A 26,432-nucleotide genomic window follows, 5' to 3' on the forward strand; every position below is an offset into this window, starting at 1 on the left:
ATTCAACGCAGCCTGCCGAGCAGCACGCCAAAAGTGCTGGCTAAGTGAGACGCTGGTTAAATGAGACGCTGGTTCAACGAGAACATGGTGACATTATGGCAGTAACCGTATCAGCTCCCGATAACGCCACGCTACAGGCTCTTTCGCTACACGATGTCCACCATACGTATGCGGCAAACCAGGTGGTGAAGGGGGTCTCGTTAGAGATTTCCCCTGGAGAAGTCGTGTGCCTGCTGGGGCCATCGGGATGCGGTAAAACCACGCTATTACGTATTGCCGCAGGGCTGGAAGTCCTTCAACAAGGAAGCGTTAGCCTGGAAGGGAAGGCCGTCGCATTACCTGGCCAGCGTCACCTTCCGCCGGAAAAGCGTAACGTCGGCCTGGCATTTCAGGACTCGGCGCTTTTTCCTCACTTAAGTGTGCTGGAAAACGTCACCTTTGGGCTCAAACAGATGCCTGTGCGCCAGCGTCGTGAGCGCGCGGTCGAGCTGTTGACTCAGTTGGGGATGGCGGATTACATCGATACCTACCCGCATATGCTGTCTGGCGGGCAACAGCAGCGCGTCGCCTTGGCCCGCGCGCTGGCACCCACGCCCAAGCTGATGCTGCTCGACGAACCCTTTTCAAGCCTGGATGCACGGCTGCGTGATCGTATTCGCGACGATACGCTGCACGTGCTGAAAAAACTGGGGTCGGCCACGTTATTGGTAACCCACGACCCGGAAGAAGCCATGTTTATGGCTGACCGAATTGCCCTCATGCGCGATGGCCGAATTATTCAAACGGGCACGCCGCGTGAGCTTTACTGCACGCCAGTCGACCCGTTTGTGGTGACCTTTTTTGGTGAAGTAAATGAACTCAGTGGCACGGTAAAGGGTGGCCGTGTACAAACTCCGGTAGGTGAAATAGATGCCAGCTGGCTGCCCGAAGGCAGTAAGGCGCGGATTATGATTCGCCCTGAGGCGTTGCGGCTTCAGGAACGCGGCTTGCCCGCAGCCGCCCACCGCCATAGCCATGTCGTCATGGCAAAGCTGCTGGGGCGTTCCAGCCTCATTCATTTGTGCGCCCACGGGGCTGATGGTCAAGAGGCGCACCTACATGCCCGCGTGCCCGGCGTTTTTCTACCCCAGGAGGGCCAGCCGATTGATATCGACCTGGACCACTCTCAGGTGTTTGTTTTTCAGGATGAAGCCTAGGTAGACTTATTGAGCATGGCTGCCGGGCCGCGCCCGGCGCATGGCCAGGCTAAGCAGAATCACCGGCAAGATGCCGACCACCACAATAGCCAGCGACGCGGTGGAGGCCTCAGCCAAGCGCTCATCAGATGCCAAGCTATAAGCACGCACCGCCAGGGTGTCGAAGTTGAACGGCCGTAGGATAATCGTCGCGGGCAGCTCCTTCATTACATCCACAAACACGAGAATTCCGGCGGCCAGCAGGCTGCTACGCATCAGCGGCGTATGAATACGGCGCAGCGTGCCACCTGCGGTTTGGCCCAAAGTGCGCGAGGCGGCGTCCATATTGGGGGTAACTTTGCCCAGGCTTGCCTCAACCGCATTAAATGACACGGCCAAAAAGCGCACGACATAGGCATAAATTAAAATAAACGCCGAGCCGCTAAACACCAGGCCGATAATTTTTCCGTAGTGGGCGTGTAGCCACGTATTCAGCGTGTTATCCAGCCAGGCAAAGGGAATCAAGATACCTACCGCGACCACCGAGCCGGGAATGGCATAGCCCATCGCGGCGATTCGGGTAAATAGCCGGGCCCCGGGCGAGTTATGCAGCCTGACGCCATAGCTCAACAGCACCGCCAGGCCCACGGCAATCAATGCTGCTACCGTGGCAAGGCTTAGGCTATTAGTGGCGAAGCGGATAAAGCGCGTGCCCAGAAGGGCGTCGCCTTGATGGATGGCGAGGTTCAGCAAAATACCGCTCGGCAATAAAAAACCAATCACAATAGGCAACAAACAGGCGAGCGTTGCGCCGAGGGCGCGCCAACCGTGCAGGCGATACTCAGGCAACTGCTGGTAGCGGTTGGTGGTATGAAAATAGCGCCGCTTCCCGCGCGAGAAGCGCTCCAGCAGCACCAGCACAATCACAAACGTCAGCAGGCAGGCGGCTAGCTGAGCGGCTGCCACGGGCTCGCCCAGCCCAAACCAGGTGCGGTAAATGCCGGTGGTAAAGGTATCTACGCCAAAAAATTGCACCGCGCCAAACTCGTTGAGGGTTTCCATCAGTACCAGCGAAACGCCGCCCACCAGGGCGGGGCGCGCCAGCGGTAGAGCAACGCTTGCAAACAGATGCCAAGGGCCACGACCCAACGTGCGCCCTACATCGAGTACGCATACCGATTGCTCAAGAAAGGAGGCGCGGGCGAGCAAATAAACGTAGGGATACAGCACAAACGTGATCAGCGTTGCGGCGCCGCCTAGCGAACGTACATTGGGGAAGTAGTAGTCGCCATACTGCCAGTTAAACCATCCTCGAAGCGCACTCTGTAGCGGCCCTGCCACCTGCAAAAAATCCGTGTAAGCGTAGGCGATGACATAGGTGGGCACCGCCAGCGGCAATAAAAGCGCCCATTCAAAGATTCGTTTGCCTGGAAAGCGACACATCACCACCAGCCAGGCGCTGCCGGCGCCTATGATTAACGTGCCCAGCCCCACCCAGAGCACAAGCCAAAAGGTATTCGACAGATAGCGGCTCAAGACGGTGCTCGCCAAGTGCTGCCAGACGCCTTCCGTCGGCACAAAGATATAGCTCAAGACGACCAGAATCGGCAGTGCCACCATCAGCGCAATCAAGAACAGCGCACATGACCAGGGTGTGAGTGATAGCCTAAAGCGGGATATACCGTCAGCGAGTAGCGCCAATCGTGAACGGCGAGCGGGAATGGGCACGTCGTTGTCTCCTAAGACGAGGCTGGCAGGCTGACTCGTCAATGCGAAAAAATAACAGCTGTAAATAGTATCACTTGGGTAGTGTGGCTGCAGCTATCTCCGCGCCCAACCGCTCGTTAAGGTAATCAGCACTCCGTTTAGCCAATGAGTGTTGTACAAAGGGGAAAAACGGCGAAAATAGACCTACTTTTCGAGCATTATTTTAAGCAAGAACTTAAGCAATAACGCGTGTCAGGAGTCTTGATGCCAGGGTTATCACCACCAAGCGAGCTGACGGAAACGTTAGGCATGGCTAGTGAACGGCCAGTTCAAACGCTAGTTGCCCATTCCAAGCGGCTGGAGAGGAGGCGTTGGCGTCAACTGGTATGGCTAACCGGTAGGCCTTGCGAATGCCGTGCCCACGCGCATCGGCTTTGGCAGGCTGCTAACTGGACAGCACCCTTATGGGTTGCTCATCAGGCCGATGATGTGCCCGTTGAGCCTTGGATAACGCCCCGTAAGGCGCGCACGCGTTTAGGTGCAGAGCATCAGCTCATCGTGCTGGATGCCAGTGGCGAGGCAGGCTTTGATCCTGACGCGCTAGGCGCGCTGGCAGGCACGTTGATAGCAGGAGGCTTGCTGGTGCTTATTACACCCAAGCCTTGGGGCTGTCATCCGGATCCGGATTACGCGCGCTTTGCTGACTACCCTTGGCACTGGGAGCAGTTAACGTCGCACTATCTGGCGCGATTGGCTCGCCTGCTTCATGAGCGTACAGATGTCATCACTTGGCATGCCTCCGGAATGCCAGCGCTTCCCCGTTTACCCGCCAGCACGAATTGTCCACAGAGCGTTAGCGATAGCGCATGTCTCACGACGGATCAATCGGCTATCGTTGCCCAGCTTGTACGTTTAAAACGCCGCCGCCCGGTGGTGATTACCGCTGACCGCGGGCGGGGAAAAAGTGCCGCGCTTGGGATCGCTTGCGCACGGCTTTTAGAAAACGGAACCTCGAATATCATTGTGACGGCTCCCAGGTTAAGCGCCGTGGAGAGTCTGTTCGCTCGGCTTGAAGCCCTGTGCCCTGACGGAGCGCGCATCGCCCCAGGACGTTTTCAACTCGCAGATAACCGCGAGCTGAGCTTTTTGCCCCCGGATGTACTTACCGAGCAAGTTGCGGCCAAACAGTTGGGAGGCGATGGCAGCTATTTAATGGTGGATGAAGCCGCGGCGATTCCTGCTGCCTTGTTGGGTCAGTGGCTGGCGGCGTTTCCGCGTATTGCGTTTGCGACCACCGTTGATGGCTACGAAGGTTCAGGGCGAGGGTTTGCCTTGCGCTTTAAAGACGTATTGACCCGGCTGACGCCGCAATGGAAAGCCTTGACGCTGGACACCCCCATTCGCTGGAGTGCCGGTGATCCTCTTGAAGCCGCGATTAACCGGTTGCTGCTACTCAAGGCGCCTTTGCCAGCGTTAGGGCAACGTGACGATGACGCGGATGGCTCATATACACTCGAACGTGCCTGCCTTGCCCAGGAGGAAGCTGCTCTTGAAGCGCTGTTTGGCTTGTTGGTGCAGTCTCACTACCGGACCTCTCCAGGTGACGTGCGTCAGCTGTTAGACGGACCCGGAACCACGCTGCGTCTACTGGGGCACAAACATGCCCCTCAAGCGGTTCTAGTGGCACGAGAAGAGGGCGGTTTTGATGCCTCGCTTGCCGAGCAAGTCGCACGGGGCGAGCGCCGCCCGCAAGGGCATTTGATGGCGCAGTCGCTGGCCGCCCACATGGGCAGCCGTACAGCACTGACCGCCCGCTGGCGACGTGTCGTGCGTATCGCTACTCATCCAGACCGCCGCCGGGAAGGCCTGGGGCAACAGCTTATTGCCGAGGATATTCAGGAGGCCACGCAGCGAGGCATTGCGCTTTATGGCGCCACCTTCGGCGCCGAAGCGTCGCTACTGCGCTTCTGGCTTGCCCAAGGGTTTCAGCCCGTGCGGCTGGGCATCACCCGTGAAGCCGCCACGGGGGAATTTGCGGTGATGGTAGCCAAAGCGCTGAACGTTGAGGGGCACGCGGTACTGCATTCGTTAACGGCAGGGTTCAGCGCAGCGCTGCCCGGCTTGCTGGCGTTTGAATTAACCACGCTGCCCGCCGAGGTAGTCACACTGTTACTACGCGGACTGCCTTCTACGCCGCTAACCGCAAAGGAGCGCCAAGCCATCAACGATGTCGCCTATGCGCATCGTGACCCGGCGCTGGCGCGGCCTGCGCTACAAGCGCTGGCGCGAGAAGCCAGCCACGTGCCCTCATCAGGCATGGCAACCGCGCATCACCAACTGGCGGCGTGGGCCTTTCAAAATCAGCCTTTAGCCGCCGCGCATAATGCGTCCGTTCGTGCACTACGCCAAGCGGTGGGGCAAGTGGCATCAATGCATGCTTTTCCCTCGTCGCCTTGAGGAGTAAAGTGGGTCGGTTACCGATAATGAAGAGCTTTTATGAACGCACATTTAGACGCGTTAACGCCGCCTATCGTTTGGCGCCATTTTCGTACGCTGTGTAATACGCCGCGCCCTTCTGGCCAGGAAGCTGCGTTGGTCGCGATATTAGAAGCCTGGGCCGATGCTCAAGGGCTTGCTCACGACCGCGATGGTTTTGGCAATTTGCGCATTTGTAAGCCGGCATCACCTGGCTGCGAACACGCCCCTGGGGTTATTTTGCAGGGCCATCTGGATATGGTGGCCCAGGCCAATGCTGACAGCGCCCATGATTTTTCGCGTGATCCAATAAGCACCTACGTCGCCGATGGTTGGCTGCATGCTGAGGGTACGACGCTTGGGGCTGATAACGGAATGGGCGTGGCGGCTATTCTTGCCGTGCTTGAGGATGCTGAGCTTACCCATGGCCCGCTGGAAGCGCTGTTTACTCTGGAAGAAGAGACCTCAATGGGGGGCGCGCTGAACCTGGCAGAGAACTGGCTGAAAGGCTCATTGCTGCTTAACCTGGATAGTGAAGACCGTGGTGAAGTGTATATCGGCTGCGCGGGCGGTGGCGATGTGGTGGTGGATGCCCAGCTACCCAGTGCCAAGCTGCGCGACGATGAGCAACTGGTCGAGATTGCACTGACAGGCCTTAAAGGCGGCCATTCAGGCATGGATATCCACAAGCCGCTGGGCAATGCCAATCGCCTGCTGGTGCGTGCGCTGCGTACCCTTGAAGGGTTTGATGGGCGGCTGGTTAGCTACCACGGCGGTACGCTGCGTAATGCGATTCCTCGTGAAGCGTTTGCTCAGCTGGCCTTGCCCGCTGACGAAGTGGATGCCGCCTTCGACGCGCTAAAAGCGCTGGAAAGCACCCTGCGTGCCGAGCTTGGCAGTGGCGATAGCGGTTTGGTGCTGACGGCAACGCGTGCGGTGAATAACGCGTCAGTAGACCCGCTAACCCTAGACGCCAGCGCCATGTTGGTGGCCGCGCTTCACGCAGCGCCCTGCGGCGTCGAGCGCATGAGCGCTGATGTGCCCGGTGTTGTTGAAACGTCCAATAATCTGGGTGTACTCAGCCTGAAAGAGGGCCGTTTGCATCTATGTGCGCTGGTGCGCTCCTTACACGATACCGCAATGATCGCTTTGGCCGACCGTTTTGAGGCACTGTTTGGGTTGATTGGCGCACGTGTCCGTGTCGAGAATAGCTACCCCGGTTGGGCGCCGAATCCTGGCAGTGCGCTGTTAGCGATTTTTAACAAACGCCATGCCGCGCTGTTTGAGAAAGAACCCGCTGTTAAGGTCATTCATGCGGGGCTTGAGTGCGGCATTCTGGGCAGTAAATATCCCCACCTGGATATGATCTCGTTTGGCCCGCTGATTCGTGGGGCTCACTCCCCGGATGAGCGGGTGGAGCTTGCATCGGTCGATGAGTTCTGGCGTATGCTGCGCGCGTTGATGGAAGACCTCGCTCAGAAAGGCTAGCCCAACCTCGGGCTAAACAAAAACGGCACCGCGAGGGTGCCGTTTTTGCATCTATCGCTAAGAAGAGCGCTTATCACTTACCTAGGTAGGCGTTCAGCATCCAGATGGTTTTTTCCTGCTCGCGAATGTAGTCGCTGGCTAGTGAGGCTGTCCCTTCATCATCAGCGTCAGAGGCGAGTGAGAGCACTTCGCGCTGAAGCTCAATCAGGACCTGGTATCCTTTGATAATGCCGTTAACGCAGGCTTTGCCGTCGTGTACGTCTTTATCTTCCTGAATATGCGAAAGCGTGGCGTAGTCACTGTAGGCATGTACCGGCTTGTGACTCAGGGTGAGGATACGCTCGGCGACTTCATCTACCTTGGTCAGTAGGTCCGTGTAAAACTCTTCAAACTTGGCGTGCAGTTCAAAAAAGTCGCTACCCTTCACGTTCCAGTGGTAGCCGCGCACGTTCATGTAAAAAATCTGATAGTTCGCCAGCAGGTGGTTGAGTTTCTCGGCAAGCTGGCTGGCACTGCCTTCATGAAGGCCGATGCTATTGGTATCGGTCATGCTGTCTCTCCTTGTTGGAGCCGTGTAGCACGGCTATCAAATCGTTTGATTAGCATAAAACGCTGCTGGAACATTGCAAAACAGGTTTTTTGCATCGTACTCATAGCGTTATGACATTACCGTGACGGCAACACCGCCCGGTTTTACTAACTGGATCTTAAAACGGACCATGTATCGACGTGGTTTTCACGAATGCTGCCTACCAATAGTAATGCTGCCGTTCGAGATGTTTTTCAAGGGGCCGCCGGGGTTAACCATAAACGAATAATTGTTTCACAGCGTGCCGCCAGCAACTCGGCTGTTCTGGGTAAAGCCTGTTCCAGCGTCATGGGGCCATCGGCCAAGGCAAAGGCCGCGGTTACACCTTCATCAAGGCAGGCTTGCCAGCCATCGCCCAGGCTGCCCGCTAAAATAACCACTGGTTTACCCAAGCGCTTGGCCGCACGGGAAACGCCAATAGGTGTTTTACCCGACATGCTTTGCCCATCCAGCCGCCCCTCACCGGTAATGACCAGGTCGGCGTTATTGAGCAGGGTGGGCATCTTCGCGTGCTGCATAATCAGCTCGATGCCCGGTTTTAGCGTCGCGTTAAGAAACGCGCTGGCTGCAAACCCCATTCCGCCTGCGGCACCTGCGCCGGGTAGGTCCCGGTAGTCATGCGCCAACGTGCTGGCGCAAATATCGGCAAAGCGGGCAAGCGCCAAGTCAAGCTGAGCTACCTCTTCAGGGGAGGCGCCTTTTTGAGGGCCAAATACCGCACTGGCGCCCCGCTCACCCAGCAGCGGGTTATCCACATCTACCGCTGCTTCCACGTTGAGTGATGCCAGACGTGGGTCCAGTCCGGAAATATCCAGCGATTCAAGGCCTGCAAGCGCAGCACCGCCTGGCGCAAGTGGCTTGCCATGTGCATTCTGAAGCCTGGCGCCCAAGGCTTGTAGCATGCCAGCGCCGCCATCGTTGGTGGCGCTTCCTCCTAGCAGTAGCAGTACGTTTTCGGCGCCCTGGTTAAGCGCTGCGAGAAATAACTCGCCTACCCCAAAGGTGGAGGTTTGTAGCGCGTTGCGCTCTTGAGGGCTTAAGTGTTGTAATCCGCTGGCTTCTGCCAGTTCGATAAACGCGGTACGCTGTTCGCTCAGCCAGCCCCAGGCTGCATCACGGGGTCGACCAAGTGCATCGTGAACCGTTTGATAGCACCGCTTGGCACCGGTTGCGGCAATTAATGCATCCAGGCTTCCTTCGCCACCATCAGCCAACGGGCAGCAGTGTGTTTGCGCGTCGGGGACCGCACTACGTACGCCTTTAGCCATCGCCTTGGCTGCTAATTCAGCGCTTAGGGCGTCTTTAAAACTATCGGGGCAAAGCAGGATATTCATCGCACAATCTCCGCAAATGACGGTCTCTAATCTATTGTAATGATGAGAGGAGCTTAACGCGCTGCTTGCTGATAGACCAGTTGCTGATAGACCCGTTGTGATCATCGCTCGAGGATCTAACATGAAGTCGATACCGATTAGCTTAACCTGCCTGCTGGCGTTGGCTGGCTGCCAGGTGACGCCAGACCGTCTGCCCCAGGCTGAGCCTGCCCCCTCAGCGGCCTGCTATTTTTCTAACAGTGCTGAAAGAGACTCCCAAGAAGTGCTTCGCCAAAGCGTTGCGCTACTCACCGAATCGGGATTTGAACTGAATTCGACGGATGCGGCGTTAGGCCTGGTCAGCGCTAGCCGCACCCAAGCGCTGCGTGGCTATTACGATCCTTATGATAACGCCTACGGTTATGGTCGCGGCATACGTGCCTTCGGTGGGTTCGGGATTGGAGGTGGTGGCGGTATCGGCATTGGAATGGGCTTTGGGGGCGGGCTTCAACAGCAGCCAGTCGAGGTCGAACGTGTCTCGTTACTGATCCACGACGACCATATTCGCATTTCGCGCGATATCCGCCGCTTCGACCATTTGGGCGATATGCGGGAGTCGTACAGTGCGAGCAACGATGATTTTTGTCAGCGTTTCCAAACGGCGCTTGAGCAATACAGGGTGCCAACCGGGAGAGGATTATGAGGCGAGGCCGTTGGGATATCAGGTGGGTAGGCGTGATGCTTTTGGGTGCATGGCTTACCGGCTGTGCAACGACGTCGCCCTCTGTCCCGCGTGAGCTTGTTTATCCAACCTCTGTCGATACGACGTTTCGAAGCGCTGTCGAGCTGATGATGAAGCAAGGATATGTGATACGCCACGCCGATTTGTCCCTGGGGCGTGCAGAAGCCTCGCTAGCCCGCTGGCCTGAATACCGTTTGCAGCTGCAGGTGAGTGAAGCGGGGAGTGGTAGCCAAGTGAGTGTCATGGCCTGGCGTGGCAATCAACCATTGGCACCTTATTTATTGGATTCGTGGCTAGTGGACTTACAAGCAACGTTGGGATTGGCACCGTGAAGCAGTGTTGTGATCAAAGAGTAAGTACTTTTTATATCGGCAAATGTTGGGCGCTGGGCGCTGGATTGATCGGCTTTCTGATGAGTCCGCTTGCAACAGCACATCCGCATGGCTGGATTGATTTCAGTATCCGGGTCATGACCGACGAAGAGGGCGTTGTGCGCGGGTTGCATCACGCATGGCGGATGGACCCTTTTTATAGCCTGGTGGTGTTTGAAGAGCTCCAGCATGTGGATGGCGTTAGCCTGGAAGTTGGGCTTGACCGATTAGGTACTGAAATACGCAATAATCTTGCGGGTCAGCACTACTTTACAGACGTTCGCCTGGATGGCGAGCCGCTGGCATTGGGTGAGGTAACCGAATACACGGCCAGGGAACATGACGGGCGGCTTAATTTTACGTTTATCCTCCCGCTACAAACGCCGCAACCCTTGGCGGGTCATGTGCTTGATTATCAAATATACGATCCAACGTATTATATCGAGATGGTTCATGAGTCAGACAATAATCAGCCTAAAGACGACGCCTTGGTGCTGCACGGGGAACCTGCCTGCGAGCTTAGCATCTTAATCGCCGAACCTGATCCTGAGCTGGTCCTGCAAGCTGCTCTGCTGGACCAGGATGAGGAAGCCGAACCAGGGCTTGGACGATTTTTTGCCGAAACAGGGCGTGTTGATTGCCGCTAATCACAAGCCGCAGGCCCGACGAATTTTATGAATGTATGAAATAAGGTAGTGCTTTATGCGATCACTCGTTATGCGCAGGCCCATTATGCTGATTGCGCTATTAGCACTTGCTGCCGGGGCAGTGATATTTCTATGGGAAGGGGGGGTACAGAGCACAAGCTACCAGATGCTGGCTTGGCAGCGGAGCTTTAACCGCTCGCTCACGCTGGCGATTACCGAGCTTGCCCGCGAACCTTCTCAAGCCACCTGGTGGGTATTATTGAGCGTCAGTTTTGGTTACGGCGTTTTTCACGCGGCAGGGCCAGGGCACGGGAAAGCGGTGCTGGCAACGTATCTGGCCTCTCATGGTGGCGCCGTGCGGCGAGCGTTAGGGCTTTCGTTTGCCGCGTCTCTGTTGCAAGGCGTGACTGCCATTGTCATGGTGGCCATTCTGGTTCACGGCCTGGGGTGGCTAACGCGTCAGGCCATGGGCAGTGTTGTTTGGGTTGAGCAGGCCAGTTTTTTACTCATAACGCTATTGGGTGTTTGGCTATGCGTTCGGGCCTACAAGCAGCTGCGCCGCGCTTATCAGCCCATTACGTTTTATCCGGTTCAGCACGACCACGGCCACAACCATGGCCACCACGACTGCTGTGGCGGTGCGCATCATATTGAACCCGAGCAGGCGTTGGATTGGCGTACAGCCATTATGACGGTCGGCGCGATTGGTATGCGTCCTTGCAGTGGCGCGGTACTTTTACTCGGTGCCGCCAGCCTATTGGGGCAGTTTTATATTGGCGTTTTATCGGTACTGGCCATGTCGCTGGGTACAGGAATTACGGTGTCGGCGCTGGCGCTTGCCAGCGTGTTTGCACGCCGCTGGGCAACGCGGCGTTTAGCCAGGCAGCAGCACGCTTCTCAGTCGGCGCATAAAGCGGTGGGTTGGGCGGCGCTGGCCGGCGGTATGTTGATTGTTTTATTGGGCGTTATGCTTGTCACAACGAGTGTTTCTCAACCCGCCGGGGCGCCCTTGCTTGGCGAGCCGCCCGCAAGGCAAAGCAGCCCGCTTTTAAGGAGCTAAGCGTTTAAGCGGTCAATATGCGCAATAAGTTGATCGCGCAGGTCGGCAAGTGGCTCCAACTCATACGGTTCGGCGCTGCCATTGCCCCATACCGGCGCAGGCCAAGTGGCATCAGCCTGGTGGCGCACGACCACATGGATATGCAGCTGTTTGACGACGTTACCTAAGGTGGCGATATTCAGTTTATCGCCCTCGAAGAGGGTTTTCATCACGCTGCCCAGTTGGGTTGCTTCCTGCCATAGCTGGGCCTGGTCAGTCTCGGAAAGCTCAAATACTTCGCTGATATTATTCAGCCGGGGCACCAGAATCACCCAAGGATAGCGCGCATCATTCATTAACAGCACACGACAAAGTGGCAGGTCGGCGATGGGGAAGGTGTCAGCATCCAGACGTTGGTCGAGAGTGAAATCGTTCAAAGGGCGCGCTCCAGGTAGTCTTCAATGGTGTATATGATAGCCGATGCTTTGGGTAGATGACGCGGTGTAGGGAGCAACCTTCGGGAAAACAGGCGAAATTACCCAAACACTGTTACGCTGAAAGTACCCCTTGGAAATGGTAGGCGCTACCAGAGGGGCTGTTGCTAGACACGTTAAGGAGAACTCAAATGAAAAAGCTTTTAGCGACTGGTTTTATTCTACTTATGACAGCAGGCGCGTTGGCCGGTTGTAACACGGTGGCTGGCGCAGGCCAGGATGTAGAAAGAGGCGGCCAGGCCGTTCAGGACGCCGCAAGCTAAGGTTCATGAACCCTTGACGATGTCGAACGGGCTAGGCAATTGCTTGGCCCGCTTTGTGTTTGGCCTGCATGTTAATAATCATTTGGGGTAGGTTTATGAATACGTGGCGATCCATTTCTGGGTTTCAGTACGTGAAATTATTAGCCGCCAGCGGCGGCATTATTCTGCTTTCTGCATGCGCTACCGGTTCTGACACGGCTAGAACGTCGGGTTCGGGTGATCAAAATGGCCAGCCGATACCCATGGACAGCTGCGATACCGCCTCAATTCGCTACGCTATAGGCGAGGCGTTCGATGAAGCGAACGTTTCGCAGTTGCAAAGCGAAAGTCAGTCGCGCCAGGTGCGCGTGCTACGTCCAGGCGATGTGGCCACTATGGACCACCGACCGGACCGCTTGAATATCCATGTGGATAGTAATGAAACGGTCGAAGCTTTACGCTGCGGTTAGCGCAATATCAGCACTACACAAGCGGCGGTGAGCACTCCCATGGTGACGTTAAATATTCGCCAAGCGCCGTCGCTTTTAATCCAATGACCGATCGCCATGCCAAACCCCGCCCATAGCGCCAAACAGGGGAAGGCAACCAGCTCTACAAAGCCCACCAGGATTAACGCGTTTGCAACGGTTGAACCTTGATCAGGAATAAACCCCGCGATTAACGCAAGCCCCATGACCCACGCCTTGGGATTGGCGAATTGAAACGCAGCGGCCTGCCAGAAGGTAAGGGGTACGCTGTGTGCCTTGCTCTTTAAATCAGGCGGTGGCGCGCTGGCAATTTTCCATGCGAGGTAGAGCAAATAAGCACTGCCTAACCAGCGCAGGGCTAATTGTAGGGAAGGATAGCGCTCAAACAGCACGCCTAACCCCAAAGCAATACCGAAAAACAGCAAAAAGCAGCCGCCGACAATACCCACCATATGCGGCAGCGTGCGCTTAAAGCCAAAGTTGGCGCCTGACGCGGTTAACATAATGTTATTAGGGCCGGGCGTCAGGGTCATCGACATCATGTAAAGGGCGGCTGGCCCAAGAATAACCCACTGACTATTCATAACGATCCTTCCAACGCTGGCGATTCACCTGCTCTTTAAGCATTTCAAGCATATCGTAAAGCACCAATTCTGTGATTCGTTGGCTGCCTTCATCGACGGTCAGCCAGCTGTTAAAGCCGCTCTCTGCGGTGCGTTCAACCACTTGCCTAAACCCAGGAGAGTGGATGCCCAGCGCAAGCTCATCCACTAACCGTTGGGCAACGCCGCTAATAGACGCCTGCATGGCATTTGTGGCGGTTTGGCCCATCGGCAGGCGGTGCAAGCGCTGAATCTCAGGGCTTTCACGTAGTGTGCGGCTTACAAGTTCATCAATGGCTTTCATAGCGTGAGTGCGATTTTGTTGGTATGCCTCGCCCACGGTACTTTCCAGGCGCTGCACAATTTCACTAATCAACTGTTTTTTACGCGGCATGATGACTCGGTCGACCACCCGCTCAGTTAGCGAGTCGCTGGCCAGAATTTGCTGCTGAACATTGTCCAAAAGCCGTAGCGCGATACGATCAGAAAGCTCTTCAAGCAGGATATCGTAATATTTAAAGAGAAACTGATATATCGACCAGTGAGTAATGTTAATAAGCCGCAGACGATGTAAGCGATGAAGTAATGACACCACACGCAGTATTCTGAGTAGGCGAAAACCGCTTAATGGAATACAGCCCAGAACGTCATACCAGTGCACAAAGGGGTAGAAAAACCAGCGATGATAGCGCCTTTCGGCCACGGCGACGGTCCAGCCCAGCAGAACATCGGCAACAAAAAAAGCGACAAAGAACAGATCAATCGTAAAAAAGCGGCTATGGATTTGAGTGTCGTAAAATGTATAAAAGGCGGGTGTCAGGCCTGCAATGGCTTGGTTCACAGGCTCGATTAAAAACAGTGAGTCAAACAGCAAAAGTCCTAAATTAAGCACCACCGCGATGAGAATCAGCAAATCCCAGCCAATATGAGCGTACTCAACGGGCTTGGGCAATTGTGGGTAGCGCCTTCTGGTGGGCATGTAACCTCCTTGTGAATGGGTATTAAAGCAGCATCAAGCGCTTAGCCCACCTGATTCGGCCGCTGCCTGCGACGCCTCGTAATATCTGGGTTAGCCTATTAAGCCTGCGCCTGACTATTAAGCCTGCGCCTGACAGTTAAGCCTGCGCCTGATAGTGCTGCTGGGTAAGTTTTTCTTCCTGCTCTGCCTGTTTACGATGCTTTTTTCGCAATGCTGCTTTTTCAAAACGGAGCTTTTGAACAGGGGTGGTAAGCGTCAAAGGGGGAACGCTGGCGGGTTTTCCGTCAGGGTCCACCGCGACCATGGTGAGGTAGCAACTATTGGTATGGCGGATGAGCTTATTACGGATATCTTCGGCGACCACCTTAATGCCGATCTCCATTGAGGAGCGACCAACATGGTTAACGCAGGCCAAAAAAGTGACGAGTTCACCCACGTGAATGGGCTGTTTAAATAGCACCTGGTCGACGGAAAGGGTGACGACATAGTGCCCCGAATAGCGGCTGGCACAAGCGTAAGCGACTTCATCCAGTTTTTTAAGAATAGCGCCCCCGTGTACTTTACCGCTGAAGTTCGCCATATCGGGCGTCATTAGTACGGTCATTGACAGCTCATGCTGTCCTGGTAAGGCCGTGTGTGCGGCATCTGACATAACGTGTCCTTGGTTAACGCTGCCCGCCCTGGAGGGCGGGCAGCTAAAAGCTTAGAACCAGACCAAGCCTATGGAGATAATCACCCCGGTGACAAATAGCTGAATCAGGCAGAAGCCCATAATATCTTTGGCTTTTAGGCCTGCAATGGCAAGCACCGGCAGCGCCCAGAAAGGTTGCAGCAAGTTAGTCCAGGCATCGCCCCAGGCAACGGCCATGGCCACCCGTGAGATATCGGCACCTAGCGCTTGGGCCGCTGGCAGCATCACGGGCGCTTGCACTGCCCATTGGCCGCCGCCGGAAGGCACAAACAGGTTAACAATGCCCGCGCTAATAAACGACCAAAAGGGCAGCGAGGTTGCTGTCGCAAACGAAATTAGCCACTCCGACATGCTTTGAGCCAAGCCTGACTGCACCATGATGGCCATAATGCCGGCATAAAACGGAAACTGAATAACGATGCCTGCGCCGCCCTTAATGGCTTCGTTAAGGCTAATCAGCAAACTGCGTGGCGTGCGATGAAGTACGATAGCTAAAAACAGAAACAGAAAGTTCACGATATTCAGGTTTAAACCGCCGCCCCGAAGAATAAAGTGATCAAGTAGATACAAAAGCCCTGGCACGCCCACCAGTAGCGAAAGTACCAGACTGTTTTCGAGTTTTTCAGCCGGGCGGGTAATGCGCCCCAGCGGCGCGGGGTCATCTTCAAGCAGCTTGCTATCGACATACACACTGTCTTTTTCGTCGGGCAGCATTAACCGATTAACCAGTGGTACCGCGATAAACAGACACACAACAATCGCCAGGTTAAAAAAGGCGAAGATCGTTGAACCGGTGCCAATCACGCCAATCGCATCGGCAGTGAAGTGTCCTTCGGTGGCGATAGTCAATGGCACGGAACCCGCAAGGCCACCGTGCCACACGATGAAGCCCGAGTAGGCACTCGCCACGAGCAAGCGGTAATCCACGCGTACCAACCGAGCTAACTCCTTAGCGAACAGTGCCCCCACCACCAGGCCAAATCCCCAGTTAATCCAGCTGGCCACAAGCGAGACCAGCGTCACCAGAATAATCGCGCCACCGGCACTTTTTGCCGTTCCGGCAAGCTTTTGCAGGATACGCTTCACTGGCGGTGAGCTTGCCAGCATAAAGCCGGTTACCAGGACCAGCAGCATTTGCATCGAGAAGGTTAACAAGCCCCAAAAGCCGTCTCCCCACATGCGCATCACCGCAAGTGGCGTTTGGCGCTCCACGGCAATGGCGGCAACGGCCGCCACGATAGTCAGTAGCAAAACAAAAATATACGGGTCGGGTAGATAACGCTCAACCAGCTTAACCGCTGGTTTCGATATCATTTTTAGCATGGCGGGCTCTCTTGTTTGTTATAGGAAGTCCATGGCTAATATACGGCGATGCGCCATGGCTTTCACATTTAAAGACGTACTTTAGAACGATAGCGCAGCTAGCCAATAACGGGAGGGCGGGTTTAAACGCTTATTGCCAACGCGAGTGCCGGTAGCGTCGATAGTAACCAATCAATACACCCGAACGCACCGTAATAAACAGGGTAAAAGCAAACCATAAGCCATGATTGCCTAGCCCTTGGGTCAGCCACCAGGTCGGCAGGTAAACCAGCATGGCGATAAAGATACTATTGCGCATTTCACGCACGGCGGTAGCACCAATAAATACGCCATCCAGAAGATAGCTCCAAACGGCAATCAGCGGCATCACCACCATCCACGGGAGGTATAACGCGGCGGCAGTGCGTACTTCGTCAAGCCCGGTTAAAAGTGCCACCAACTGATTGCCGCCAAGGGCAAACCCCAGTGAGGCACCGGCCGCTGTCCAAAAGGAGAACTGGGCTGCCCTGCGAACAATGAGTGAAAGCTCCTGCCAGTCACGGCGACCAAAGGCGCGACCCACCAGCGATTCTGCCGCGTGGGCAAAGCCATCCAGGGCGTAGCTGGTGAGCATAATAAATTGCAGCAGCACCGCATTGGCGGCCAGCACTGTATCGCCTTGACGCGCCCCTTGAGCAGTAAAGAAGGCCATGACGAACAGCAAGCCAAGCGTGCGCACAAACAGGTTAGCGTTAATATTGAAAAGGGCCGTATAGGCCGACAGTGCCAGCAGGCGTACACGCGATAAATGCCCAGAAAGCGTTTTAAGTTGGCGCGTCACCAAATAGCCGCCAAACCCTAGTGCACTGTAGTCGGCAATAACACTTGCCCAGGCAACGCCATTGCTGGTCATACCCAGGCCCACCACAAACCAAAGGTCGAGCACGATATTGACGCTGTTGGTCAGCAACAGAATCATCAGCGTAACGCGAGAGTTTTGTTGGCCTAAAAACCATCCCAATATTGCATAGTTGGCCAACACGGCAGGCGCCGACCATAGGCGTATTTCGGCATATTCACGGGCCAGCGGTGTAGCTACCTCGCTACCGTCCAGCAACCAAAGCCCCAGGGAAATAAGCGGTGACGAGAAAAGAATCAGCAGTGCACCAATCGCCCCAGCAATGATCAGCGATTGGCCCAGTAACAGGCGCACATCGCTATCACTTTCACGGCCGATAGCCTGAGCGACCAGCCCGGTGGTGCCCATGCGCAAGAAACCAAAGCCCCAGTAGAGAAAGCTGAAAAGAGTGGCGCCCAGCGTCACTGCAGCCAGGTAACGTGAATCGGGCAGGTGCCCGACCACAGCGGTATCGACCAGGCCCAGAAGCGGGACGGTAATATTGGAAAGGATAATTGGCCATGCGATGGCCCATATACGCATGCGAATCGTCGCGCTTAGGCAGCGGTAATAATGCGGTACTTCTCTAACAGCTGCTGCTGCGTTTCCTTGCGTGCCGGGTCAAGCGGAATGCAGTCTACTGGGCAAACCTGCTGGCACTGTGGCTCATCGAAATGGCCAACGCACTCGGTGCACAGGTTTGGGTTGATGATGTAAATCTCTTCGCCGGGCGAGATAGCATCGTTCGGACACTCGGGCTCGCAGACGTCGCAATTAATGCATTCATCGGTGATCATCAGTGCCATGGGCATACCTCGCAAATGGCTGGCACACCCGGGAATAACGGCAAGAAATACCCGAGTGTTTTACTCAACAATGTTAGTGGTTACGTAGTGTAGTGCTTACGCAAGGCTTCTGCGACCTGGGAAGGTACCAGTGGTGAAATATCGCCGCCCAACTTGGCAATTTCACGCACGATAGTGGAGGAAATATACGAATTTTCTACGCCAGGCGTTAGAAAAACGCTTTCCAGCTCCGGGTTTTGGGCGCGATTCATGTTGGCAAGCTGAAGTTCGTACTCAAAATCGGAAGCGCCACGCAGGCCACGTAGAATGATGGTGGCGCCTTGTTCGCGCATAAAGGTCGTCAGTAGACTGGAAAAACCCACGACTTCAACGTTGGAAAACGATGCGCAGACGTCTTTAGCCAAGGACATGCGGGCCTCTAAATCAAGGGTTGGCCGCTTGCCAGGGCTTGCAGCCACGGCAATGATGACCTTCTCGAACATCCTCGCGCCACGCGCTATAAGGTCCATGTGACCGTTGGTGATCGGATCAAAAGTGCCAGGGTACACGGCAATATTGACGCGCGGCGTGTTCATTCCGAGGGCTCCTCGTTGATGCGACCAAAGGGGTTATCACTGGTGAGCGATACCGCCTGGGCATAGCCTGGAATATGAATGCGGTCAGCGTGAATATCCAACTCCGGCCCTTCCAGCACCTCTTCTCCAAACTGATAGCGCGGCGCATAGTGGCCTCTATCCGCTTGAACCAGATAGGCATCTGCCTGGGCGCGTACAGTTTCACGACGCGCTTTCCAGGCGTTGATGGCATCGGCGCCATGGCGCTGGAGCAACAGGCGCTCGGTAACATCGGGTGAAAGCACCACGCCGGTGGCGTTATTGCCGCCAAAGCCCTTGGCGTTAATAAAGGCAGCATCCGCCTTAAAGGCGATGGGGGTTTGGAAAAAACGTAGCCGGTCGGCGTAGACATCGTCTGCCACTTTATTAAGCGTGGGGATGCCGGGCAATATGCCATGGGCAAAACTGCCGAGCGCGCTTACGAGCTGATCGCCCGCTGCCGAGCCTTGGGAGTGGCCAATAAATGACTTGATGGCGACGACTGGCCAGTCGGTAATGCCATTCGCACGGGCAATTTCATCCAGCACATGGGACTCAGTCGTGCGATTTTTCGGCGTGCTGGTGCCGTGGGCATGCAGAAAACTGCGCTCTCTTAGTGCTTTTTCCCCTAATAGGTCACGCACCAGCGACGCGGCCTTGCCCAGGGTAATGTAATTGCCAATACCCGGCGCGGAAATCGAGCGTTTGAAGCCGTCAGCGTTGACAAAGACATCCGGTACCGAGCCCATAATGTCTGCGCCCAGTTCAAGCGCCAGCGAGTCATCCATCAACAGGATAAACTGGCTGGCTTCTGCCATGGTAAAACCACAGTTAAGCGCAAACGGTCGGCTGGCGCGCTGGTAATCCGCATCTGTTAATAGCTCCAGGGCATCAAGCGCTTTTAAGCTAGCGTCGTCTGCCAGGGCGCCCATCGCGCGAAAACCTTCAATGATTTCCGGGGTGATCGGCGCATCAGCGGTGCCTACCATGACCACTTTTCGTCGCCCCGAACGAATGTCTTCAGTACCCAAGCGCAGGTTATAGAGAAAACTGGCGCAGGCGCCTAATACCGCCCCGGTACTGCCAACGCTACCCAGAACATAGGCATTTAAAAAGTCGGCGGGCATCTGCCCGTACCCTAACGGCATCTGTTTTGAGGTGGCGCGTTGACCGCTCACCAGGCTCTTCATCAAGCCGCCCCAGCCAGCATCATCCAACTGACCAATGGAGTTGCCTGCATAAACGGCGATGTGGTCAGGATTAAGCGTTTGGCGCAGCGTTTCCCAAGACAAACCGCTGGCACCCAAACAGTCGCTAGCGCCAAAAATCGCCATCGAAAGTCCGCGAGGGTGATGCACACTGCGGTACAGGCTTGCCGGTTCAAAACCTTGAGGAAGCTGCGCCGCTGCGCGTACTTTGGGGCGCTGAGCATCGGGCAGCAGCGTCTCAAAAACGCCTGCCGGCACGGTGACCTCGACCTCACGGGCGCCCAGCTCGCGTACCTGCCAATTTTCCGGTAAATTTTCCGGAAGCTGGCGACGGCGCAGCGTAAAGCGCAGCGGCTCGCTCAACTGAAGACTGGCCTGACGATTGGCGGGCAGCCCCGGCTCCAGGAACCTAGGGTCCTCGTTGCGGCGAACCAATGTGTGGTTAAGCACCTGATCACGTAACGACTGAGCAGGCGAGTTTACGGGCTGGCCTGCGCGATCGTGCCACCCTTTTTCGGAGTGCTCGACAAGCTGCATAAGGGCCGCCAGGCCCTCCAGGGTCTGGCGCTGCTGGTCAGCGGGAAGGGCATCAAGCACGGTACGACGGAAGGCCTGATGGCCTGAGGTCCTGCCGGCGGGATTGATGCCGCCCATGCCGACAATCACCGGTAAGTGTGACAAGCCGGGTTCCTCGTGGTGCGGTGGTTTTTAATAACAGTTATTGTCAATGGCAGGGTAAAAAGTACGCTGCCATTGAGCTTAATAAATATCTCGGGCGTGATCATAGCACCGGGCACCTTATGACGTCATGCTGCAAGCGCAGGAGACTGATAGAATCACCTCTTTTAAGTCTGAGGGATGGCATGCAGAACACTTCTCGCCCCGTTATATCCAACCAGCCAGGCCCTCACCATGATCTAGCGCGCCGGATCGATCGAGCGTTGGCGACGCCACTACGTAAACCCATTGCGGCTCATACTCAGGAAGCATTTGAGCAGGCTAGCCGCTGGTATCAAGCGCGTCATGCTCCGTTGATAATCGATGCCGGGTGCGGTGTTGGAATTTCGACCCGCCAATTGGCTGCACAGTTCCCTGACCATGCCGTGATCGGGGTCGACCGCAGTGAAGATCGGCTAGGGCGTGATCATGGCACGCTACCGGATAATGCGTTGCTGGTCCGGGCGGACCTGGTTGACTTTTGGCGCCTAGCGGATCAGGCGCGATGGCAACCTGAACGCCACTATTTGTTATACCCCAATCCGTACCCCAAGGCCGCTCATTTAAAGATGCGCTGGCATGGACACCCGGTTTTACCCACACTGTTGGCACTGGGTGGCCAACTTGAGGTGCGCTCTAACTGGCAGCTTTATATTGAGGAGTTTGTCTTGGCGGTTGCACGAGTGACGGGCAGGCAAGCAGACATCGGCGTATGGACGCCCGGTAGTGAGTACTTAACCCCCTTTGAAGCTAAATACGATAAAAGCGGCCAAACGCTTTGGCGCTTACAGGTTCAACTCGAGCGCCTATAACGTTTGTGTTAGGTGAAAAGCCTGGCCTGCCCGCGCGGGTGGGTATCACCCTAATGGTGGTAGGTGTGGTGGTGATGCACGTGTTTTCAAAATGAATATACATTGAGGCTGATAACAGTGACGTACTTCTTTAAAGCAACGGTGCACAAATGGCGTGCGACGATGACCGCCGGGGTAGCCGCCGCTTCACTACTGGCGAGCCCCGTGCTGTTTGCCGATTTTAGCCGTTTGGGGCAGTTGCAGGATAAGGGGTTTTCAATTAGCGCGGAGGCGCGCCTGCTTGATACTGATGCGCCTGTGCTGCTGGGAAGCATCAACCCAGCGCGCCAGATGGCGCCCGCCTCTGTTACCAAAGCCTATATGGCAGCCGCTCTATTAAATCGCTTTGGTCCTCAGCATCGCTTTACCAGCCAGTTGGTAAGCAGTGGCGCTATCGATAACGGCATTTTGCGTGGGGACCTGGTGTTTGAAGGAGGCGGCGACCCTGGGCTTACGACAGAAAATCTGTGGCGCCTGGTACAGCGCTTACAAATGGCCGGTGTTAATGAAGTTGATGGTGCGCTCGTCGTAAGCCAGTGGCGTTTTGGCCCTGTCGACTGTATTACCAACGACCGCTGCAACGCCCGCACCCGTGTGACCAATGCTTATAGCGCGCCGCTTACCTCCGCGGGGGTTAATTTCGGCAGCTGGTGTGTCAACGTGGCCCCTTCTCAAGTGGCGGGTGAGCCCGCTCGTACCACGCTTTGCGATAGCCAGTTACCATTAATTGATATCGATAACCAGGTCATCACACGTCCGGCCAATAGCGGAACCGAAATTAGCGCCGAGCGAGTAACCGATGAGCGTGGCGATGTAATGCGCCTGAGTGGGCAAATTTCGACCAACGCCATGGCTCGGGATATTTATCGAGGGGCAGGCGACGCCGCTGAAGAGACCGCGCAAATACTGCTTGGCATGCTAAACCAGGCGGGCATTTCTGTCAGAGACCCATGGCGTGTCACTTCAATACAGCCTCTTGCCAGTGCGAAGCGCTTGGCGGCGGTGGATGGCCAACCGCTACAAGAACTCCTGCTGCGCACCATGAACTACTCCAATAACTATATGGCTGATGTGCTGGCCTTAAACCTGGTGGAAACGCCGCAAGCCCAGCTGCGTCAGGCGGGTTCAGCGCTGGAAGTGTATGCCCAGAGCTTATCAGGCCACGGCCCTGTCACCTTATATAGCGGTAGTGGACTGACGACAGAAAACCGTACATCGGCTCATGGCGTTAATGTAATGCTGGAGGACATGTATCTGAAGAGTTCGCTGTTTCCAAGCTTCGTGGCCGCCTTTCAGTCGCCTGCCAACGGCGTCATGCGATTTATTCGACGCGGCTCATCCACGTTTCAAAATAACGTCATGCTCAAAACAGGTACGCTGAATCAGCCTTTTGCCGTACGCGCTGTGGCAGGTTACTTTCGTACGGCCTCCGGGCGCTGGGGTGTTTTTAGTGTATTGGTGAACGGAAGTGGTAACACTCCTTATATAAGCTGGTCTGAGGTGCTTGATCCGTTGTCGCTCGATTTGGACGCAATGATTCTGGCTAATTAATTTCCTCGACGCTTAAAGTGAGACGACTTGCATGAAACCAGAGCATACCGGTCTAACCCATTTGGTGTACTCAACGCGCTACTCCTGGAAAGGATTAAAGGCTGCCTTTCGTAACGAAACGGCCTTTCGCCAGGAAGTGTGTATCACCGCCGTGTTGTTGCCTTTTGCCTGGTGGATCAGTAATGACTCGCTAAGCTGGTTACTGCTGGTGGGCAGCTTGTTTTTCGTGCTCATTGTTGAGCTGTTAAACAGTGCGATTGAAAACGTGGTCGACCGCATTGGTACAGAGCATCACGAACTTTCCGGGCGGGCCAAGGATATTGGGTCCGCCGCCGTCATGCTGTCGTTGATAATGGCCGGGCTTACCTGGGGGCTTTTGGGTTGGCAAAAAATCTTTGGCTAGCGTGTAAACGCTTGGCGGTGAGGTAGCTATGCAACTGGATAATTCGTTTATACCTTTAAACGCGCTGCCTGAGGCGCTTCAGCAAGAGGGCCAAAAGGTGGGCCAGCGGCTGAACGATGCGCTTGGCCAAGCGGATAATACTGCCTCAATGACCCAGCAGCCGCTGCCCTCGGGATGTTGGCAAGCGCTTACTCGACCACGCCGCGAGGCGCTGGCCAAGGTGCTAAGCGTATCCACCTTTGTGCTGGATACGTTCACCCGCTACCCGGGCTGGCTTGCAACGCTTGAAGCCAACGGCGAATTGGATGCGGCACCGGCCTGGAACGATCAACAACAGTGGCTGCACGACGCACTGGAAAGCGCAGAAGATGAAGCGGCCATGCAGCGTGTGTTGCGGCGTTTTCGGCGTGCACGAATGGTGGGCATCATCTGGCGGGATCTAAATCGGCCTGACGGTTATACCATGTGGGATACCGCTCACGCGGTTTCTCAACTGGCTGAGCTGTGTCTTGAGGCCGCGTTACGTTGGCTTGAAGGTTTTTATGCGCCTCGCTGGGGTATGCCAGCGCCCCGTGCCGATGGCGCTGCCCAGCGCTTGGTCGTTCTTGGAATGGGGAAGCTGGGCGCGGGCGAACTGAATCTCTCCTCTGATATCGACCTGATTTTTGCCTTCCCTGAAAAAGGTGAGACGCAGGGCGGGCGCAAGCCGCTGGAGCATCAGGAATACTTTACCAAGCTGGGCCAAAAGCTGATTGCCGCGCTGGATGCCATGACCGCAGATGGCTTTGTCTTTCGAGTGGATATGCGCTTGCGGCCGCTAGGCGATGGCGGGCCGCTGGTAGGCAGTTTTGCCATGCTCTCAAGCTACTACCAGGACCAGGGACGCGAGTGGGAGCGTTACGCCCTGCTCAAGGCGCGCCCGGTGGCGGGAGATATAGAGGCGGGCATTGAACTATTGGCTGGCCTGCGCCCGTTTGTTTATCGCCGTTACCTGGATTTTGGCGCCATTGAGTCACTACGCGAGCTAAAAGCCATGATTAACCGTGAAGTAAAGCGCAAAGGGATGCAGAGCAATATCAAGCTCGGCCCTGGCGGCATTCGCGAAGTGGAATTTGTGGTGCAGGCGTTCCAACTGATTCGGGGCGGGCGGGATACGGAGCTGCAGGTAACGTCGTTGAAAACGGCCTTGAATCGCCTGCCCGAACTGGGGCTACTGCCTCAAACGGTGGTCGATGAACTCATGCCTGATTACGCGTTTCTGCGCGACCTGGAGCACGTCATCCAAGCGCTTGAAGACCGCCAGACGCAAATGCTGCCGACGGATGAGACCGACCAGGCCCGGATTGCTTTTGCCATGGGCTATCAAGACTGGGCACTACTGATGGCGGCGCTTGATGATGTTCGAGAGCGTGTTCGGCGCCATTTTGATGCCGTGATTGCTGACCCCGAGGAGGATGCGGAAGAAACCAACGACGCAAGCCGCTTGGCGCCTGCGCAGTGGCGGTTGATCTGGCGCAACGAGCTGGAAGCGGACGAAGCAACCGCTTACTTACACAGCGCAGGGTTTGCCGAGCCCGATCAGGTATTGAAGCGTCTGCAGAGTTTCTATCAATCGCGCCAGGTGCAAAGTATGCAGCGAATCGGTTTTGAACGTCTTGATGCGCTAATGCCGCTACTGCTGGCCGCCGTGGCTGAAAATGAGACACCGGATATCGCGCTTGCCCGCGTGCAGCCTTTGATTGAGGCGGTACTAAGGCGAACCGCCTATTTAGCGCTGCTGCGTGAAAATCCTCAGGCGCTTGAGCATCTCATGCGCTTATGCGTGGCCAGCCCATGGATTGCCGAGCGCCTTTCTCGCTATCCGATTCTGTTGGATGAGCTGTTAACGCCAGAAACTCTTTACACCCCAGCGGATAAAGCACGCTTGGCCGATGAGTTACGTCAAACGTTAAACCGGCTGCCTGAAGATGATGAAGAAGCCCAGCTTGAAGCATTGCGGGTGTTTAAACATGCCAAAATGCTTCACGTTGCCGCCTCTGATATCGCTGGTACGCGTCATTTAATGAAAGTAAGTGATTACTTAACGTATATCGCTGAAGTGATTCTGGATGCCGTTTTGGCGATGGCCTGGAAACATGTGACCCGTAAGCACGGAGTGCCCAAGGGGCTCAACGACCATGAACCGGCTTTTCTGATTATTGGCTATGGAAAGTTGGGCGGTATCGAGCTGGGTTATGGCTCTGATCTTGACCTGGTTTTTCTGCATGATAGCGACGGTAAAGGGGCTACCGACGGTCCTCGACCCATTGATACGCCGCTGTTTTTTACCCGTTTGGGCCAACGCATTATCCATCTGCTAACCGCGGTGACGCCCGCGGGCAGCTTGTACGACGTCGATATGCGCTTGCGCCCCTCAGGCAATGCGGGGCTATTGGTGACCTCGCTTGATGCCTTTGCCGACTATCAACAGCAAAATGCCTGGACCTGGGAGCATCAGGCGCTAGTGCGCGCACGGGTCGTCGCCGGAAGCAGTGCGCTTGCCGAACGGTTTAACCAGATTCGTGGAGACATCCTGGGCAGGCTGCGTGATAAACAAGCCCTACGTGATGATGTAGTCAACATGCGCCACAAAATGCGCGACCACTTGGGCAGTAAAACGCAGGAAACGCGCTTTAATTTGAAGCATGATGCTGGCGGTATGGTGGACATTGAATTTCTCTGCCAGTACGCGGTGTTAGCGCTGGCTAACCAAACCCCCACGCTACTTACCTACAGCGATAATATGCGTATTTTAGATATGCTTGCCGAGAGTGGGCACTTACCTTCAGAGGAGGCTGAACAGTTAAAAGAAGCTTATCTGGCCTACCGCAGCAGAACACACCGCGCAGCACTAACAGGTGAGAAACCCATTGGTGAGGTCGATGACTTTAAGGAGCACCGCGCAGCCGTCAACGCCCTTTGGCAGCGCTTTCTTGAACCCTAAACAAGCCTCATGCCGATGATTAGCGGCGTGTGCTTAACGGCACATCTCGGAGTGGCCCTTCGCTAAAAAGAACAGCGC

Annotated in this window: 25 protein-coding genes; 13 read left to right on the forward strand and 12 right to left on the reverse strand. The window is 55.7% G+C overall.

Annotated elements, in window-relative coordinates:
• The first annotated feature begins 95 nt into the window (after positions 1-95).
• Complete coding sequence (locus ACT3RU_RS07115; RefSeq protein WP_192527579.1) at positions 96-1,196, forward strand: ABC transporter ATP-binding protein; 1,101 nt, start codon at positions 96-98, stop codon at positions 1,194-1,196.
• A gap of 6 nt (positions 1,197-1,202) precedes the next feature.
• Here ACT3RU_RS07115 and ACT3RU_RS07120 read toward each other — a convergent pair whose 3' ends face one another.
• Entirely contained in the window at positions 1,203-2,903 is a 1,701-nt protein-coding gene (locus ACT3RU_RS07120; protein WP_192527580.1) for an ABC transporter permease, read from the reverse strand.
• 243 nt (positions 2,904-3,146) lie between these two features.
• Between ACT3RU_RS07120 and ACT3RU_RS07125 the strand changes: the two genes are divergently transcribed.
• Complete coding sequence (locus ACT3RU_RS07125) at positions 3,147-5,339, forward strand: tRNA(Met) cytidine acetyltransferase TmcA (RefSeq protein ID WP_318779694.1); 2,193 nt, start codon at positions 3,147-3,149, stop codon at positions 5,337-5,339.
• A gap of 39 nt (positions 5,340-5,378) precedes the next feature.
• Positions 5,379-6,845 carry an aminoacyl-histidine dipeptidase gene (locus ACT3RU_RS07130; protein ID WP_192527581.1) on the forward strand — a complete coding sequence of 489 codons (1,467 nt, stop codon included), beginning with the start codon at positions 5,379-5,381 and terminating at the stop codon, positions 6,843-6,845.
• A 73-nt stretch (positions 6,846-6,918) separates the two neighbouring features.
• Here ACT3RU_RS07130 and ACT3RU_RS07135 read toward each other — a convergent pair whose 3' ends face one another.
• Together ACT3RU_RS07135 and ACT3RU_RS07140 are read right to left on the reverse strand one after the other, a co-directional pair.
• A complete protein-coding gene (locus tag ACT3RU_RS07135) occupies positions 6,919-7,395 on the reverse strand; it encodes a Dps family protein (protein ID WP_172117354.1) in 477 nt (158 codons plus the stop codon).
• A 233-nt stretch (positions 7,396-7,628) separates the two neighbouring features.
• Positions 7,629-8,768 (reverse strand): glycerate kinase, encoded by a 1,140-nt coding sequence (locus tag ACT3RU_RS07140; protein ID WP_192527582.1) that lies wholly within the window; start codon positions 8,766-8,768, stop codon positions 7,629-7,631.
• 121 nt (positions 8,769-8,889) lie between these two features.
• Here ACT3RU_RS07140 and ACT3RU_RS07145 point away from each other — a divergent pair, with 121 nt between their 5' ends.
• Genes ACT3RU_RS07145 through ACT3RU_RS07160 form a run of 4 tightly spaced genes read left to right on the forward strand, consistent with a single transcriptional unit; the run spans position 8,890 to position 11,567 of the window.
• On the forward strand, positions 8,890-9,450 hold the full coding sequence (locus ACT3RU_RS07145) for a hypothetical protein (RefSeq protein ID WP_192527583.1): 561 nt from the start codon (positions 8,890-8,892) through the stop codon (positions 9,448-9,450).
• The gene (locus ACT3RU_RS07150; RefSeq protein ID WP_192527584.1) at positions 9,447-9,821 is read left to right on the forward strand and encodes a hypothetical protein; all 375 of its coding nucleotides are present in this window, start codon (positions 9,447-9,449) and stop codon (positions 9,819-9,821) included. The genes ACT3RU_RS07145 and ACT3RU_RS07150 overlap by 4 nt, the downstream gene beginning before the upstream one ends.
• Before the next feature lie 35 nt (positions 9,822-9,856).
• Positions 9,857-10,507, forward strand: coding sequence for a DUF1007 family protein (locus ACT3RU_RS07155; protein ID WP_412767836.1), 651 nt, complete (start codon positions 9,857-9,859; stop codon positions 10,505-10,507).
• 55 nt (positions 10,508-10,562) lie between these two features.
• Positions 10,563-11,567: a nickel/cobalt transporter gene (locus ACT3RU_RS07160; protein ID WP_225733818.1), complete on the forward strand. Its 1,005-nt coding sequence runs from the start codon at positions 10,563-10,565 to the stop codon at positions 11,565-11,567.
• Here the strand turns inward: ACT3RU_RS07160 and ACT3RU_RS07165 are convergent.
• Positions 11,564-11,983, reverse strand: coding sequence for an HIT domain-containing protein (locus ACT3RU_RS07165; protein WP_192527586.1), 420 nt, complete (start codon positions 11,981-11,983; stop codon positions 11,564-11,566). The two genes, ACT3RU_RS07160 and ACT3RU_RS07165, sit on opposite strands and share 4 nt — an antisense overlap.
• Before the next feature lie 188 nt (positions 11,984-12,171).
• Here ACT3RU_RS07165 and ACT3RU_RS07170 point away from each other — a divergent pair, with 188 nt between their 5' ends.
• Both ACT3RU_RS07170 and ACT3RU_RS07175 read left to right on the forward strand, forming a co-directional pair.
• Positions 12,172-12,303: an entericidin A/B family lipoprotein gene (locus ACT3RU_RS07170; protein WP_087105855.1), complete on the forward strand. Its 132-nt coding sequence runs from the start codon at positions 12,172-12,174 to the stop codon at positions 12,301-12,303.
• A 131-nt stretch (positions 12,304-12,434) separates the two neighbouring features.
• Positions 12,435-12,752 carry an I78 family peptidase inhibitor gene (locus tag ACT3RU_RS07175; RefSeq protein ID WP_483392645.1) on the forward strand — a complete coding sequence of 106 codons (318 nt, stop codon included), beginning with the start codon at positions 12,435-12,437 and terminating at the stop codon, positions 12,750-12,752.
• Here the strand turns inward: ACT3RU_RS07175 and ACT3RU_RS07180 are convergent.
• From ACT3RU_RS07180 to ACT3RU_RS07215, 8 genes are all read right to left on the reverse strand, one after another.
• Complete coding sequence (locus tag ACT3RU_RS07180) at positions 12,749-13,354, reverse strand: LysE family translocator (RefSeq protein ID WP_192527588.1); 606 nt, start codon at positions 13,352-13,354, stop codon at positions 12,749-12,751. The genes ACT3RU_RS07175 and ACT3RU_RS07180 overlap by 4 nt on opposite strands.
• On the reverse strand, positions 13,347-14,351 hold the full coding sequence (locus tag ACT3RU_RS07185) for an ion transporter (RefSeq protein WP_192527589.1): 1,005 nt from the start codon (positions 14,349-14,351) through the stop codon (positions 13,347-13,349). Before ACT3RU_RS07185 ends, ACT3RU_RS07180 begins: the two co-directional genes overlap by 8 nt.
• Before the next feature lie 136 nt (positions 14,352-14,487).
• Entirely contained in the window at positions 14,488-15,003 is a 516-nt protein-coding gene (locus ACT3RU_RS07190; protein ID WP_192527590.1) for an acyl-CoA thioesterase, read from the reverse strand.
• Positions 15,004-15,054: 51 nt separating this feature from the next.
• Complete coding sequence (locus ACT3RU_RS07195; RefSeq protein WP_087105865.1) at positions 15,055-16,365, reverse strand: short-chain fatty acid transporter; 1,311 nt, start codon at positions 16,363-16,365, stop codon at positions 15,055-15,057.
• A 130-nt stretch (positions 16,366-16,495) separates the two neighbouring features.
• A complete protein-coding gene (locus ACT3RU_RS07200) occupies positions 16,496-17,785 on the reverse strand; it encodes an MATE family efflux transporter (protein ID WP_192527591.1) in 1,290 nt (429 codons plus the stop codon).
• Between the two features lie 14 nt (positions 17,786-17,799).
• Positions 17,800-18,048, reverse strand: a complete 249-nt coding sequence (locus ACT3RU_RS07205) for a YfhL family 4Fe-4S dicluster ferredoxin (protein ID WP_087105869.1) — start codon at positions 18,046-18,048, stop codon at positions 17,800-17,802.
• Positions 18,049-18,128: 80 nt separating this feature from the next.
• Positions 18,129-18,623 (reverse strand): pantetheine-phosphate adenylyltransferase, encoded by a 495-nt coding sequence (gene coaD / locus ACT3RU_RS07210; protein ID WP_192527592.1) that lies wholly within the window; start codon positions 18,621-18,623, stop codon positions 18,129-18,131.
• Entirely contained in the window at positions 18,620-20,503 is a 1,884-nt protein-coding gene (locus ACT3RU_RS07215; RefSeq protein ID WP_192527646.1) for a beta-ketoacyl synthase, read from the reverse strand. The genes coaD and ACT3RU_RS07215 overlap by 4 nt, the downstream gene beginning before the upstream one ends.
• 209 nt (positions 20,504-20,712) lie before the next feature.
• Here ACT3RU_RS07215 and trmB point away from each other — a divergent pair, with 209 nt between their 5' ends.
• From trmB to glnE, 4 genes are all read left to right on the forward strand, one after another.
• The gene (gene trmB / locus ACT3RU_RS07220) at positions 20,713-21,378 is read left to right on the forward strand and encodes a tRNA (guanine(46)-N(7))-methyltransferase TrmB (RefSeq protein WP_192527593.1); all 666 of its coding nucleotides are present in this window, start codon (positions 20,713-20,715) and stop codon (positions 21,376-21,378) included.
• 162 nt (positions 21,379-21,540) lie between these two features.
• Positions 21,541-22,968, forward strand: coding sequence for a D-alanyl-D-alanine carboxypeptidase/D-alanyl-D-alanine endopeptidase (dacB, locus tag ACT3RU_RS07225; protein ID WP_192527594.1), 1,428 nt, complete (start codon positions 21,541-21,543; stop codon positions 22,966-22,968).
• Between the two features lie 31 nt (positions 22,969-22,999).
• Positions 23,000-23,371 (forward strand): diacylglycerol kinase, encoded by a 372-nt coding sequence (locus ACT3RU_RS07230; RefSeq protein ID WP_172117368.1) that lies wholly within the window; start codon positions 23,000-23,002, stop codon positions 23,369-23,371.
• A 28-nt stretch (positions 23,372-23,399) separates the two neighbouring features.
• Positions 23,400-26,354 (forward strand): bifunctional [glutamate--ammonia ligase]-adenylyl-L-tyrosine phosphorylase/[glutamate--ammonia-ligase] adenylyltransferase, encoded by a 2,955-nt coding sequence (gene glnE / locus ACT3RU_RS07235; RefSeq protein WP_192527595.1) that lies wholly within the window; start codon positions 23,400-23,402, stop codon positions 26,352-26,354.
• Positions 26,355-26,432: the final 78 nt, after the last annotated feature.

This window comes from Halomonas sp. TP35, from assembly GCF_052375975.1.
GTDB classification, from domain to species: Bacteria; Pseudomonadota; Gammaproteobacteria; order Pseudomonadales; family Halomonadaceae; genus Vreelandella; species Vreelandella citrativorans.